Origin of the sequence: Kitasatospora sp. NPDC098663 (genome assembly GCF_044760075.1) — a bacterium.
Taxonomy (GTDB): Bacteria; Actinomycetota; Actinomycetes; order Streptomycetales; family Streptomycetaceae; genus Kitasatospora.
In genome coordinates this window covers 80,296-93,632 of record NZ_JBIWAP010000038.1, presented here as the reverse complement: position 1 = coordinate 93,632, position 13,337 = coordinate 80,296, and the positions used below count along the sequence as shown (strand labels likewise).

Annotated in this window: 14 protein-coding genes; 6 read left to right on the top strand and 8 right to left on the bottom strand. The window is 74.2% G+C overall.

Annotated elements, in window-relative coordinates:
• The first annotated feature begins 379 nt into the window (after positions 1-379).
• The 3 genes from ACIQVZ_RS32190 (at position 380) to ACIQVZ_RS32180 (ending at position 3,708) form a co-directional block, all read left to right on the top strand.
• Positions 380-1,507: an acyl-CoA desaturase gene (locus tag ACIQVZ_RS32190; RefSeq protein ID WP_402454854.1), complete on the top strand. Its 1,128-nt coding sequence runs from the start codon at positions 380-382 to the stop codon at positions 1,505-1,507.
• Between the two features lie 71 nt (positions 1,508-1,578).
• The gene (locus ACIQVZ_RS32185) at positions 1,579-2,742 is read left to right on the top strand and encodes a glycosyltransferase family 4 protein (RefSeq protein ID WP_402454860.1); all 1,164 of its coding nucleotides are present in this window, start codon (positions 1,579-1,581) and stop codon (positions 2,740-2,742) included.
• Positions 2,743-2,793: 51 nt separating this feature from the next.
• On the top strand, positions 2,794-3,708 hold the full coding sequence (locus tag ACIQVZ_RS32180) for an alpha/beta fold hydrolase (RefSeq protein WP_402454851.1): 915 nt from the start codon (positions 2,794-2,796) through the stop codon (positions 3,706-3,708).
• Here the strand turns inward: ACIQVZ_RS32180 and ACIQVZ_RS32175 are convergent.
• The 6 genes from ACIQVZ_RS32175 to ACIQVZ_RS32150 all read right to left on the bottom strand — a co-directional run bounded on the left by ACIQVZ_RS32175 (position 3,653) and on the right by ACIQVZ_RS32150 (position 10,039).
• A complete protein-coding gene (locus ACIQVZ_RS32175; RefSeq protein WP_402454849.1) occupies positions 3,653-4,153 on the bottom strand; it encodes a carboxymuconolactone decarboxylase family protein in 501 nt (166 codons plus the stop codon). The genes ACIQVZ_RS32180 and ACIQVZ_RS32175 overlap by 56 nt on opposite strands.
• A 259-nt stretch (positions 4,154-4,412) precedes the next feature.
• Positions 4,413-8,294: a DEAD/DEAH box helicase gene (locus ACIQVZ_RS32170; RefSeq protein WP_402454847.1), complete on the bottom strand. Its 3,882-nt coding sequence runs from the start codon at positions 8,292-8,294 to the stop codon at positions 4,413-4,415.
• Between the two features lie 288 nt (positions 8,295-8,582).
• On the bottom strand, positions 8,583-8,789 hold the full coding sequence (locus ACIQVZ_RS32165) for a hypothetical protein (protein WP_350878894.1): 207 nt from the start codon (positions 8,787-8,789) through the stop codon (positions 8,583-8,585).
• A gap of 232 nt (positions 8,790-9,021) precedes the next feature.
• Positions 9,022-9,210, bottom strand: a complete 189-nt coding sequence (locus tag ACIQVZ_RS32160) for a hypothetical protein (protein ID WP_402454844.1) — start codon at positions 9,208-9,210, stop codon at positions 9,022-9,024.
• Between the two features lie 60 nt (positions 9,211-9,270).
• Positions 9,271-9,657 (bottom strand): hypothetical protein, encoded by a 387-nt coding sequence (locus tag ACIQVZ_RS32155; protein WP_350878896.1) that lies wholly within the window; start codon positions 9,655-9,657, stop codon positions 9,271-9,273.
• Positions 9,658-9,829: 172 nt separating this feature from the next.
• Positions 9,830-10,039, bottom strand: a complete 210-nt coding sequence (locus ACIQVZ_RS32150) for a hypothetical protein (protein ID WP_350878897.1) — start codon at positions 10,037-10,039, stop codon at positions 9,830-9,832.
• 307 nt (positions 10,040-10,346) lie between these two features.
• Here ACIQVZ_RS32150 and ACIQVZ_RS32145 point away from each other — a divergent pair, with 307 nt between their 5' ends.
• A complete protein-coding gene (locus ACIQVZ_RS32145; RefSeq protein ID WP_350878899.1) occupies positions 10,347-10,613 on the top strand; it encodes a hypothetical protein in 267 nt (88 codons plus the stop codon).
• Positions 10,614-10,855: 242 nt separating this feature from the next.
• The gene (locus ACIQVZ_RS32140; protein WP_402454840.1) at positions 10,856-11,200 is read left to right on the top strand and encodes a hypothetical protein; all 345 of its coding nucleotides are present in this window, start codon (positions 10,856-10,858) and stop codon (positions 11,198-11,200) included.
• A gap of 169 nt (positions 11,201-11,369) precedes the next feature.
• Here the strand turns inward: ACIQVZ_RS32140 and ACIQVZ_RS32135 are convergent, their stop codons facing one another.
• Positions 11,370-11,675 (bottom strand): hypothetical protein, encoded by a 306-nt coding sequence (locus tag ACIQVZ_RS32135; protein WP_402454837.1) that lies wholly within the window; start codon positions 11,673-11,675, stop codon positions 11,370-11,372.
• Positions 11,676-11,889: 214 nt separating this feature from the next.
• Between ACIQVZ_RS32135 and ACIQVZ_RS32130 the strand changes: the two genes are divergently transcribed.
• The gene (locus tag ACIQVZ_RS32130; protein ID WP_350878903.1) at positions 11,890-12,546 is read left to right on the top strand and encodes a DedA family protein; all 657 of its coding nucleotides are present in this window, start codon (positions 11,890-11,892) and stop codon (positions 12,544-12,546) included.
• Between the two features lie 91 nt (positions 12,547-12,637).
• Here ACIQVZ_RS32130 and ACIQVZ_RS32125 read toward each other — a convergent pair whose 3' ends face one another.
• Positions 12,638-13,114 carry a DNA starvation/stationary phase protection protein gene (locus tag ACIQVZ_RS32125; protein WP_350878904.1) on the bottom strand — a complete coding sequence of 159 codons (477 nt, stop codon included), beginning with the start codon at positions 13,112-13,114 and terminating at the stop codon, positions 12,638-12,640.
• Positions 13,115-13,337: the final 223 nt, after the last annotated feature.

Here is a 13,337-nt window from a genome sequence, read left to right as displayed (position 1 = left end):
GGGTTATGTTTTTGTGTATCTCTCCCTTACTTTATTGGGGCCCACCGGGCCCTTTTGGCACCAGCGGCCCCGGGGGGGGGGGGGGGGGCCCCGCCCCCCCCCCCACTCCGCTTCCCACTCCCCGGGCTCCTCACCAACCACCGGACCGCGCGAACGCCGAACGGGCGAACAGGCGAACGGACGAACGGTGATCGGACGCATGACGGACCATCCCGGCCCGCCGCCACCCGATCGGGCCACCTCCGGCCGCGACACGGCGAAGCGCCGAGACAACGGCGGTTCGGATGCGGAAGGCTGACGCCACCCTGCCCGGGGCCTCGCGGCGCGGCGGGAACGAGCGACCGGAGCGACCGGAGCGACCGGAGACCGGAATGGTGGCATGACCGTCCAGGACACCCCGCCCACCGGGACCACCCGGCGCGGCGACTTCGCCGAGCTGCACCGACGCGTCTCCGACGCCGGTCTGCTGCGCAGGCGTCCCCTGTACTACGCGGGCCGGAGCGCCGCGCTGTTCACCGCCCTCGCGCTGCTCCTGGCCGGGTTCGTCGTGCTCGGCGCGAGCTGGTGGCAGCTGTGCCTCGCGCCCCTGTTCGCCTTCGTCCTCGGCCAGTTGGCGCTGCTGGGGCACGACGTCGCCCACCACGCGGTGTTCGCCGGCCGCCGGGCGACGGACCTGGCGGGCATCGTGCTGGGCAACCTGGTGGTCGGCATGAGCTACGGGTGGTGGGTGGACGACCACAACCGGCACCACGCGCACCCGAACCGCGAGGGCCACGACCCGGCCGCGGACTCCCTCCTCTTCGCCCGGACCACCGAACAGGCCTGCCGGACAAGGGGGTTGAGGCGGCTCGCGGCCAGGTACCAGGCGGAGCTGTTCTTCCCGCTGCTGTCCCTCCAGGCGCTCGGGCTGCTCGTCGCCACCTGCGTGACCCTGACCCGCGGCACCGTCCGGTACCCCGCCCTGGAGCGCACGCTCGCCGCGCTGCACTACGCCCTGGCGGTGGCCCTCCTGGCCGTCGTCCTCGCACCGCTCCAGGCGCTGGCCTTCGCCGTGCTGTTCGGGGCGGTCCTCGGCGTGTACCTGGGGTGCATCTTCGCGCCCAACCACAAGGGCATGCCGATGACCGGCCCGGACGCGGAGCGTGCCGACTTCCTCCGCCGGCAGGTGCTGCCGTCGCGCAACCTGCGGGCCGGCCGGTTCGTCCACTTCCTCTTCGGCGGCCTCGGCTACCAGATCGAGCACCACCTCTTCCCGGCCATGCCGGTGGCGGCGCTGCGCCCCGCCTCGCGCCTCGTGCGCGACTACTGCGAGCAGATCGGCGTGCCGTACAGCGAGGCGAGCCCGGTCGCCTGCTTGCGGGAGATCCTGCGGGACCTGCGGGCCGTCGGCCGCTCGCTCCCCGGCGACCCGGGGCAGTCGACCCCGCCGACCCGGCCGACCGCCCCGGAACCGCCGACCGCCCCGGCGCCGCAGGCCGCGCCCGAAGCGGGGGCGGCGGTACGGTGAGCGGAGTCCTGTCCGGGCCGGCGGCGCGCACCGCGGACGGCCCGGCCCCCGGCGGCGAACGGCTCCGCGTCCTGATCGTCACCGAGTCCTTCGCCCCGCAGCTCAACGGTGTCGCCCACAGCGTCCTCCGGACCGCCGAACACCTCGTCGCCCGGGGCCACACCCCGGTGGTGGTGGCACCCGCCGTGCGGGCACCGGGCGCGCGAGCCGCGCGACGGTACGCGGGCGACCCGCGCCGCGATCGGGCGTACGGCTACGAGGTGGTCCGCGTCCCGTCGGTGCCACTGCCCGGCTACCCGGAGGTGCGGGTCGCGCTCCCGGGGCGCGGGGTGGCCGACGCCATCGAGCGGCACCGCCCGCACGTGGTCCACCTGGCCAGCCCGTTCGCGCTCGGGGCGGTCGGCGCCGCGGCGGCCGACCGGGCGGGGGTCCCGTCCGTGGCGGTCTACCAGACCGATCTGGCCGCCTACGCCAGGACCTACCTGCCGGCGCTGGGCGCGGCCGGGCCCCGGCTGGCCTGGTGGCGGCTGCGCCGGGTGCACTCCCTGGCCGCGCGGACGCTGGCACCGTCGCGGGCTTCGCTGCGCGCCCTGCTCGCGCACGGCATCCCCCGGGTCCACCTGTGGCCGCGCGGCGTCGACTGCGCACGGTTCCACCCCCGCCACCGTGACGAGACCCTGCGCCGGCGCCTCGGCCGCCCCGGAGACGTCCTGGTCGGGTACGTCGGACGTCTGGCGCCGGAGAAGCACGTCGACCGGCTGGCGGAGGTGTCCCGGATCCCGGGGGTTCGGCTGGTGGTCGTCGGCGACGGCCCGTGCCGAGCCCGGCTGGAGGCCGCACTCCCGGACGCGGTCTTCCTGGGACTCCGGTCCGGGCACGAACTCGCCCGGCTCTACGCCTCGTTCGACGCCTTCGTCCACGCGGGGCCGTTCGAGACCTTCGGCCAGACCCTCCAGGAGGCCATGGCGAGCGGGCTGCCCGTCGTCGCCCCGGCGGCCGGCGGACCGCTCGACCTCGTCCGCCCGGGGCACACCGGGTTCCTCGTCCCACCCGGCGCGGCGGACGGATTCCGGGAGGCCGTCGAACGTCTCGCCCGCAACGACGAACTGCGGGCGGCGTTCGGGCGGGCGGGCCGTGCCGCCGCGACGCGGCGCAGCTGGGAGACGGTCGGCGACCACCTCGTCGAGCACTACCGGCTCGCCCGCACCGGGACGGCCGAGCCCCTGCACCGCTGAGCGGGCCGGCAGGCGATCAACGGCGGCATCACACCCAAGGAACGGACCACCATGCACCACCCCCTCGCCGCCGAGTACGTCCGCAGCCCCGCTCCGGCCGCCGGCACCGCCGTCTTCCTGCACGGACTGGGCGGCTGGACCCACAACTGGGCCCACCTGATCGACCTGCTGCGGGCCTCGGCGCACTGCCTGGCCCTCGACCTCCCGGGCTTCGGAAGGTCGGCACCCCCGCCCGACGGCGACGTCACCGTCGAACGCCAGGCCGCGGCCGTGGCCCGCCACCTCGACCGGACCGGACACCACCGCGTGCACCTGGTCGGCAACTCGCTCGGCGGCCTGGTCGCACTGCGCCTCGCCGCCCAACGACCCGACCTGGTCGGCACCTTGACCCTCATCTCACCCGTACTGCCGGCGTTCCCGCCCGCCCCGGCCCTGCGGGTGGCCCTGCTCGGCCTGCCGGGCGCGCCACGGCTGTACTCCCGCCTCCTGGCCGCCCAGAGCCCCGACCGCCAACTGGACGACCTCTACCGCCTGATCTACGCGAACCCCGCCCTCGTCGGCGCCGAACAGCGGTCGGTGGAGGCGCGCGAGCGCCGACGCCGCGCCGAACTGCCGTACACGCAGGACATGCTGGCCGAAGGTGTGCGCTCGGTGGTCCACGCGTTCCTGCGACGGGGCGAGGCCTCCGCCTGGCACCTGGCGCGCCGCGTCACCGCCCCCACCCTGCTCGTCTACGGCCGGGACGACGCCCTCGTCCCCTTCCGTACGGCGCCCCGGGCCTACGCGGCCTTCCGCGACGCGCGCCTCCTCACCCTCCCGGGCGTCGGCCACGTCGCCATGCAGGAACGGCCGGCCCCCGTGGCCACGGCGATCCGCGCCCTGATCACCGAGGCGAGCCCGCGCGGCACCGTCACTGTGCCGGAATCGCGCGCACCGGGTGCTTGCTCAGGATCGACACGCGGTTGAAGGCGTTGATGGCGATCGCCACCCAGATGACCGCCGAGATCTGGTCATCGGTCAGAGCCGCGCGGGCGACGCCGTAGGCGGCCTCCTGCGCGACGGCGTCCGACGGATCGGTGGTCGCCTCGGCCAGGGCGAGCGCGGCACGCTCCTGCGGCGTGAACAGTTCGGTGTCGCGCCACGCGGGCAGCGTGCCCAGGCGCTGCGCGGTGTCACCGGCCTGAAGAGCGGCCCTGGTGTGCACGTTGAGGCAGTACGCACACCCGTTGATCTGGGACACCCGCAGATTGACCAGCTCCACCAGCCTGCGGTCCAGCCCGGCCTCCGCCGCCCCCACCCCGGCCGCCTCGGCGGTCGCCCGCAACGCCCGGTAGGCCTGGGGGCTCTGCTTGTCGATGAACACCCGCCGGCGCACCGGGGCAACGGTCACATCGGTGGTCACATCACTCACGGGAACTCCTCTGGCAGATCAGCAGGTCACCGGATCACCGGATCACCGAATCGCTCGTGGCCGGCATGCATGCCACCACACCATTATAGTTGAAATTAAAACCACCTTGGCCGCCGTCCCGCGCGGCACCCGGCCACGAGTGGCGCCACAAGGACGGTTGCGGCACCACAAGGAAGTCATCAAGCCCGAGGCTTCGATGCCGACCATCTGGTATTTGCACCTACGACAACCTGAAGATATATCTGAGCCGTTCAGCCGTTCAGCCGTTCAGCCAGCCGGACGCGTCGAACCGGGCCAAGCCCCCGTGGTCGGCCAGGACGTCGAAGTGGCGGTGCCGGCCCCACAGTCCCCGGTCGCCGATGACAAGCAGTCGTCTCCGGGCCCTGCTCACTGCGACGTTGAGGAGGTTGGGGCTGTCAGCCGCCCAGTCGCGGGCTCCGTTCTGGGACGCCACGGTACCCAGCAGCAGGATGACCACGTCCGCCTCCTTGCCCTGGGTGGTGTGCACCGTGCCGACCCGCTTGGCGGGAAGCCGGGTTCCGGCCGTCCGGCGCGCCTCGGCGACCACCTCCCGGAACGGGCTCACCACGAACACGGACTTGCCGAGTCGCTCGCGCACCTCGGCGGCCATCGTGGTGCCGAGGTCCACCGGCGGCCGGCCCTCTCGTCGTGCGGACTCCCACTCCTCCTGCTCGATCTGCGCGCGCAACCGCTCCCCGAGCAGATCCAGCACCCTGCCCAGCACGAGCCCCTGCTGAGCCACCCACTTGCCGTCGGACTCGCCCCCGACGACGTCCAGCCAGACGCTGCGGTCGGCGATCGGATAGGGCGCTCGCTCACCCGTGCCGAACACCATCAACCCGTCGTAGGCGATGCGGTTGCTGATCTCGAACATCGGATTGTCACAGCGACGGTGCACCCGGAGCGGTGACCCCACCCACACCTCCGTCTCGCCGTCGGGGAGTTGGGCCGGGAGCCAGGTGCCGCACCGGGCGAGGCGGTCGGCGACCCGCTGGACCGAGGTGCGGCCGGGCGCCCACTCCTGCGCCACTCCGTAGTGGGTGCGAAGCCGCTGCTGTGCCGTCCACGGCACCGTCACGACAGGTTCGAGTTGCAACGGGTCGCCGACGACGACCGCCCGACGGGCCCGCCACAGTGCGCCGACCGCCTGCTGTGGGGTGGCCTGCCCCGCCTCGTCGATGAACAGCCAGCCCAGGGCCTCGGAGCCCAGGCCCGCGAAGAGGCGGTCCAGCGAGGCGAAGGTCGTCGACACCACCGGCACGACCAGGAACAACAGTTGCCAGGCGGCCCGGACGGTTTCCGGCGGCAGATCCTTCGGAGCGTCGCCGCCCACCACCTCCATCACCGCCTGCAAGCTGGTGAGCAGGCGCTTCGCCTCCGCCGCGAGGAAGGCCCTGTGCAGATCCAGCGCGGCGAGGAACACGCGGGTGCGGGCGGCGCTGAACTCCTCGTCCATCCAGGGGGCGGACAGCTCCCGCCGGCCATCGGCCTGCGGGTCTCCGGGGAGTGCGGCCCAGTCCTCGGCCGGCACGTGTGCGCGCCACCGTCGCGTCGCATCGGAGACCTTGCGGGCGGCGATGTCGGCGGCGGTCCGAGCCATGGCGGCTGCCTGCTCGGCAGCGGTGACGGCCTGTTCCGCGCGGCGCAGGCCGTCCAGTCGGCTCGCGCGCGAGCGCTGTGCCGCGGCCTCGGCCGCAGCGGCCTCCTCGCCGGCCGCTCGTGCGTCGGCAAGGAGCTCACTGAGTCGGCCGAGTGCGCTCTGAGATGCCTCCCATGCTGTTTCGGCCTGAGCCAGAGCACTCACCAGCGGTTCCCGCCCACGCAACCACCTCTCCTCCGCATCTGAGGAGAGCCAGGCGCGTAGCCGGCGAGGACGCTGCCGCGCATCGTACGAGCGCAGGTCATCGAGCCGCGACTGGCACACTCCCCGGCGCAGCTCCACGGTGGCCCGGGCCTCGGCCAACGTCGTGGACACCTGGTGCTCGGTCTGCTGCGTGGCCGCCAGCCGTTCGGTCGCGCTCTGCGCCGCGGCCTGCGCGTCGGCCAGTACGCGCTCGGCCGGGGCCGTGTTCGCCCGGGCCGCTGCCACAGCGGCTTCGGCACCCCGCAGCTGTCGCGCCAGGAGCTCCCGGCTGTCGCGTGCGGCGGCCGCGGCCTCCCTGGCCGCGGCCAGCTCCTGGACGGCCTGGCGCGCCTGGGTGAAGCGGCGCACCGCCAGCGGCCAGGGATCGCCCAGCTCAGCGGTGGCCGGCGCGTCCGGGGCACCTGGCACGCGGCTGCCACCGAGCGGGTTCCGATCCGGACCAGGTCGGGCGTCGCCGTTCAACTCCTTCTGCCGGAGCAGAAGATCACGCAGACCCCGGCCGGTGGACACGGCTTGTCGGCGGCTCTGTCCGGGGCGTCGCGGGTCGGCCGTCTCCTGCATCTCCTTGCCCCACCAGAAGCGGCTGACGAACTGGGAGCGGTTCGCGCGATTGCCGAGAGGTGCCGCGACCGCTCCCCACGCGTCCGCGCCGCCCAGCAGCAGCCTGCCCTGCGCTGAGAGGTAGTCGGCCTCCTCGCACCACTCCTCGGCTACCGCGGATGCGGACGGGATCTCGGTCGTCACGTTCTCGACCGCGCCGTTGTTGGCGGACGCGATGACGATCTCGTAGCCCGTCAGCTCCTCGCGCAGCCCGTGAAGCCTCCGGCTCCACTGGCCGGAACTCCAGGTGTGGACCTTGCCGAACGCTTCCGCCGGAGAGACCAACGCCGCCAGCCGCTCCGCACGTTGCACCACCAGGGCGGCGATCAGGTCGCGGAGCATGGTGGTCTTGCCCGTGCCGGGCGGCCCGTTGACCGCGTAGAGGCCGCCGCCCCCGGCACCACCCGGCTCCGCCAACGCACTGTTCACCGCGAACTGCTGGCTGAGGACCAGGGGTTGGTCACTCCTGCCGGGCCACCGACCGAGTGGGGCGGCTGTCGGACGGACACCGTCCAGCAGGACCTGCGGCTGCTGCCGCACGTCGGTCCGGCGGCCGGAGTCCAGAGTTGCGGTGGACCGGAGATAGTCCTCCAGCGCCCGTCCCGACCTGCCCTCCGCGAGCGCCGCAGCCACCTGTTCCAGGTCCGCGGCGATGAAACTGTTGAGGAAGTCGGACTGGTCGCTCTCCGAGCTCTGCGACTCCCGGACGGTGTAGCTCTTCACCCGCACGGCGTCCGGCCGCAGCGCCTCCGCGATCCCGAGCTGCTCGGCGACCCAGCGGGTGACGGCCGCGAGGTCCCTGACGTCAAGCGGTTTCAGGCCCAACGGAACGGGGAGATCGCCCGTCGGGTCCGGCTCCTCGGGCTCATCCGCCGCGTCCGCGTCGTCCCCGGAACGCAGGGCATCGGCGTCGGCACCGCCCGCGGGGTGCAGGCCGCCGTCGAGGACCCCCTCCACCCGCTGGGTCACGTGATCGCTCACCCTGCTGCCGACCCGGTCCGCGAGCGAGTCCGCCGCCGATCCGGTCAGCGTCTCGGCGACCGCCTGGGTGATCGAGCCCAGCGCGGCACCCGCCACGGTGCCCACCGTCGAGGCGATCCCGCCGACGGCAGCGCCGAGCACGACATCGACCGCCACACCCGCGATCGCACCGAGCGCCGATCCGGGTCCGGAGGGCGCGCCGCCCGCTCCGCGCCGCTGCTCCACCACCGGGAGCCGGCCGTCGCCCAGCTCCAGGAGGGTCGAGACGCACAGCTCGGAGTCCTTCTCGAAGCCGTCGAGCCAGGCCGGGTCCGCCGGCCCCGGGCGCAGGGCCCGGCCCACCGCCCACGCGCACGACGAGATCGTCACGCTGTCCTTGAGCAGCAGCCCCTGGTCGTTGACCGAGAAGCAGAGCACCGCGCTCTGGCCGCCCGAACGGCCGTCGAAGTCCTCGGTGGGCCCGTCGGTGCCGAACACGCCGAGCAGCGTGTCGCGCAGCGCGGTGAGCTCGAACACGCCCGCGTACACCGTGTGCTGCCAGGATCGCCCGCGGCCCGGCGAGCGCCGGCGGAGCCGGTGGTCCGGCTCCCACGGCAGCGGTCGGCCGTCCCAGACCGGATAGACGTCCTTCGACGGATCCACCCCGTCGACCTTCTGCGGGCTGAACAACTCCACAGCCCGCCAGTACCGGACGATCGCAGCCCTGCGCCCACGCTCTCCACCGGCCATCCCCACGCCCCCTCATGCCAGCCCCGCCTGGTGAGCAAGCAGCGTACGGGATCACGAACCACCCGATGTGGGTCTGGGCGACTTCGACGAATCAGGTGATAGCGGCTCGCCGGGTTTCCACATGTGGAAGGGACCGGAGCCCCTGCTGCGCCGTCCGTCGGGTGAGTGGAGTCCGAGCGCCCGGGCGACGGAGTACGGGCGGCCGGGGGGTCGGGGGCGGCGGGGTGTCGCTGGTCAGGGGGCCTGGGTGTCGGCGGCGGGTGGGGTGGGTGCGTCGTCGGCGTCGTCGGCGTCGTCGGGCTCGTCGGCCTTGGCGCGGACGTCCTTCGGGGTGGGCGCCACGATGTTCCGTTCTTCTGCGGACCGCTCCCGTACGGTGTCGTCGCCGTCCCGCGGGGCGTCCTGCTCCGCGGGGGTGGTGCCCGTGTCGTGCGTGCTCATGGCGTAGCCCTTCTCATCAGGTCGGTCGGCGGATTCGGTGCGCTCCGGAGGCCTGAAGGCCTGGAGGCGTGGAGGCGGCCTCGCGGGCCCGCTGGGTGCTTCCTGCTCGAACCGGCGGGCGCGGTCTCTCCGCCTCGGGTTGCCGCGGCGCCTACCCCGAACGCCGGTTGCGACGCGCCCGTACGCCTCGGAGATCCGACCGGCGCTCGGACGCTGTTCCGGTCGGCCTCCGTCACCGTGAGGGGTGGTCGTCCGCGCCGGGGCCGCCGTGGGCGGAGGGAACCGCCTGGCGGGCGGCCGTACGCCGCAGCACGATCTGGGGCAGAACGAACCAGGTGGTGGTGAACCAGAGCAGGACGGCTGCGCTGAGGGCCCACGCGGCGACCGGGTTGCCCGTGGCGGTGCGCAGCAGGAGCAGCAAGGCAGCGGCCGGGCAGGTCGGCGGGCCCGCGGGTCTGTGCCGGCCCTTCGGGCCGTCGGGTCAGGGGCGGTCTTCGTGGTGGCCGCAGAGCCAGGCCAGCGCTTGGTAGGCGCCCAGGGCGTACGCGGCGTTCGCGCCTTCGTCCGCGCCGTCGCCCTCGCCCGAGGTCGAGGCCAGGGCCAGGGCCGAGACGTCGCGCAGACGGACGGCGGCGGCCTGGCACTCGGCCAGGAGCTGCGCCCGGCAGGGCCCGGTGGCGCCGAGCGCGGCGGCAGCGGTGAGGGGCGCCGCGACCTGGGCGCCGGCGGCCCATCGGTAGGCCCCCAGGATCCCGTGGTCGAAACCGGTCCACGGCTGCGGGCGGCCGTTGGCCGCCTCGATCGCGTCGAACACCTCGTCCAGCAGGCGCACCCCTACCGCCGGGATCGTCGTCTCGTCACTGGTCATGCCCGCAACCTACGTCGCCCGGACGCGGCCCGCCCCCGGGCGCCCGGTCCGTCCCGGGGCCGGCCGGACGGACGCTGGGCAATCGGGTGAACCCCCACGACGGCCGCCGAGGTGGCGCCGGCGGGTCCGGATCCGGGACCGGGACCGGGACCGGGTGGCGGCGGCGGACCACTCAGTCACCCGCCGCGGGCAAGGCGATGCGGCACACCTGACCGGCCTCCAGCTCGACGACGACGGCCAGCACCGGGCGCAGCCAGCGCACCATCGACCGCGCGCCCGGATGCGGCTTGCGCAGCCGCCCGGCGACGGGCGACCCGAGCTCCGCCCGCTCCTGCCCGGACAGCTCGCGCGTCACCAGCCGCCGACCGTCGACGAGCACCACCAGCAACCGCCCCGGCTCGCCTGGTTTGCACGGTTTGCCCGGTTCGCCGACGGCCCCGACCACCCAGCCCCTCACCGCGGCCCGCCCGGACACCGTTCCAGCGCGGGCGGCGCGATCATCGACGGACTCCTTCCGTGCACGAGGTGTGATCACCCGAGCATGGCAGCAGCCCCCGACGGGCGCGATCCATGCGGTCGTCGATCCCGCCGCGCTTGCGGACGGAGCCGGGCCGAAACGGGGCAGGGGTGCTCGCCTCGAAAGGCCTACCCCGGATGTGGGTCCACCGGCGATGGCCGAGGCTCGGTGCATGGCATCGATCATCGTGCTCTTCGAGCTGGAGCCCGACGTGGCCATCGGCGCGGATGGTGTCGAACCCGCCGTGATCGCGGTGCACGCCGCCGGGGCCGATCCCGACGTGCCCGAGGACCCGCAGCCGTACACGCTCTGCGGGCTGGAGACCGGCCCGATGGAACACACCCACTACCGGCCGGTCCGGCCCGGCGAGCCCTGGTACCCGCCCACGCTCGCCGACCAGCGGTGCCAGGAGTGCGAGCGCGCCCTGCGCGCGCAGTGAACGCCGCGCCGGGGAAAGGCGGGCGTCGCCCCTGCCCGGAGCCTGCGCCTGCACGTCAGCGCGCCACGTCAGCGCGCCACGTCGCCGCCGATCACGGGCGTCGCGCTGGGGCGGGGCACGCCTTCACGTTCTCCGCCGTCGCGCACGCGGCCGATCGGAGCCCGTCCGCCAGGGGTGGCCCGGGCTGGTCCGGATGCCACCGCGCGGGTGCGGCGGACCGGCCCAGCAGCCACGTTGAGAAGATGGACATCGTCGTCGTACTTGAGCTAGACATGCCGACCAACGTGCGGCTCCTCGGCCCCGACCACACCCCGGCGGACCCGGAGAGCCCGGTGCGCCGCGTACACGCCGCCCCCGCGGAAGCCTCGGGCACCTGCGGCCACCTCACCCTGTGCGGCCTGGACACCGACGGGATGACCCTCGCCCCGCACCGCTACGCCCACCAGCCTCCAGCGCACTGGCTCACCTGCAGCACGTGCCAGGCAGCCAGACAGGGCTCCGCACCCGACGCCGCCGAAGCGGCCGAAGCGGCCGCCCAGGACCACCACCAGGACGACACCCACCCGGCGGAAACCGCCGCGCACTGAGCGCCGCACCCACTGCGTCGAGCACGTCGAGCACGTCGAGCACGTCGAGCGCGCGGGCGACGGCCGCCTGGCGGAGTCGGAGGGTCTCCTCGTCGACGGTGCCGCCGTGCCGGGTCGACGGGTTCCGATCCGGGCGAGCTGGTGGTCCTCCTTGTCCGCCGCTCCCCGGTTATCCGCCGCGCCCCCGGCCATCGGCGCAGGCGCAGAGCACGGCGAAGGCGATCGCGAGGGTCAGCGCCCAGCAGCCCGTGAGGGCCCACAGGACGGGCGCCTGCGCCGTCCGGAGTCCGGCCGCCAGCAGGCCGAGCGACAGCAGGGCGAGCCCGAGGACTGTGAGCGGCCGTACCCCGCGCATCATGTCCCAGGCCCTGCTGCGCAGTCCGAGGCCGAACCTGTGCAGCCGTGCTTCCAGGACGCGGCCGCGGCGCAGCTCCCGCTCGGTCCCGAGCAGCCCCTCCTGCTCGCGTCCGTCCATGGTGCGTCCTCCTCGCAGGGTGATCCGTCGCGGTCCGGCGGAGCGGTTACCCGGGAAGCGCGAAGGCTAACGCCGCCGCCGGCCGCGCGGCCCGCCGCAGGTGGCCTGAGCGCCGGGGGGCACTGCGTGCGGGACCGCCCGCCGTTACATTGAGGCGGCAGGGGGCGGCGGAACGGGCGGCAGAAGGGGCGGGAGATCCCGAACGGGGTGGCTGATGCACTCGATCACCGACTGGCTGGACGGCCTGTCCGGCCCGGTCGTGTACGCGGTCGTCGCCGCCCTCGTCTTCGCCGAGGACGCCCTCTTCTTCAGCTTCCTCATCCCCGGCGAGAGCGCCGCCGTCCTCGGCGGTTTCCTCGCCCACCAGGGCCGGGTGTCCATCGGCTGGCTGGTCCTCGCCGTGGTCTGCGCGGCCGTCCTGGGGGACTCCGTCGCCTACGAGATCGGCCGCCACATCGGCCCGGCGGTCCTCGACACGCGCATGCTGCGACGGCATGAGGAGCAGGTCGACAAGGCCCGTGACCTGATCCGCCGGCGGGGGCCGGCGGCCGTGTTCTTCGGCCGCTTCGTCGCCTTCTTCCGCCCCGTGGTGCCGACGCTGGCCGGCGTCTCCCGCATGCCGTACCGCCGTTTCCTCCTCTTCAATGCCCTCGGCGGCCTCGCCTGGGGCGTCGGGTTCACCCTCCTCGGCTACTTCGCCGGGGCCGCCTACACCAAGGTCGAGGGCACCGTCGGCGGTGTCGTCGCCGCCCTGCTCGCCGCGGCGGTCGTCATCGCCCTCATCGTCTGGCGCGTGCGCCGCCGCAGGTCCGCGGCCCGTACGCGGTCCCGCCGCACGCAGTCCCGCGTGGACCGGGACGAGAAGCACTGACGGCCGGGCCGCCCGGCCGACCGCACCGCGCGCAGGGGGCCGGGACCCGCCCCGATCCCGGCCCCGGCCCGTCGCGGTCGGCGGGGTGGCGTCAGTGCTGGTTCTCGGCCTGGAACATCCAGCTGTGCTTCTCCAACTCGGCGGTGAGTCCGATCAGGAGGTCCTGACTGACGGGATCCGCCGGGCCGGTCTCGTCGATGCGCACCCGCATCCGTTCGATCACGGCGGCGAAGGCCTTCACCAGGTTCTGGACGGCCTTCACGTCGGCCGTCCAGCCCTCGGGGAAGTCGGGCAGGTTGCTGGTGGCGGCGATCGTGGCGGCCCGCCCGTCCGGGCTGACCCCGATCGCGGCGGCGCGCTCGGCCACCTGGTCGGCGTAGTCGCGCGCGGTGACGACCACGTCGTCGAGCTGGAGGTGGACGGAGCGGAACCGGGGCCCGTAGAGGTTCCAGTGCGTCTGCTTCGCCACCAGGGACAGGTCCAGCAGGTCGACCAGGGTCCCTTGCAGGGCCTCCCCGGTCGTCTTGCGTTCGCTGTCCGGCAGCGGGCTGCTGATGACGATACCCATCGCTGAGTTCCTTCCGGGTCGGGGGAGCCGTCGGCCGGCCCCCGCGGTGCTGGCGGGCCCTCCACCCCCTGAAGACCGGGCTCCGGCGCGTCCGGGACGCCGGGGCTTCCCGGACGCGGACGAACGACCGGCCGCCAGACCGGGCAGCGGGACCACGCGGCGGCTGCCCCTTCTCGCCGGACGGAAACCACCCACCTCGCGCCGGGAACCGCGCCGGGAACCG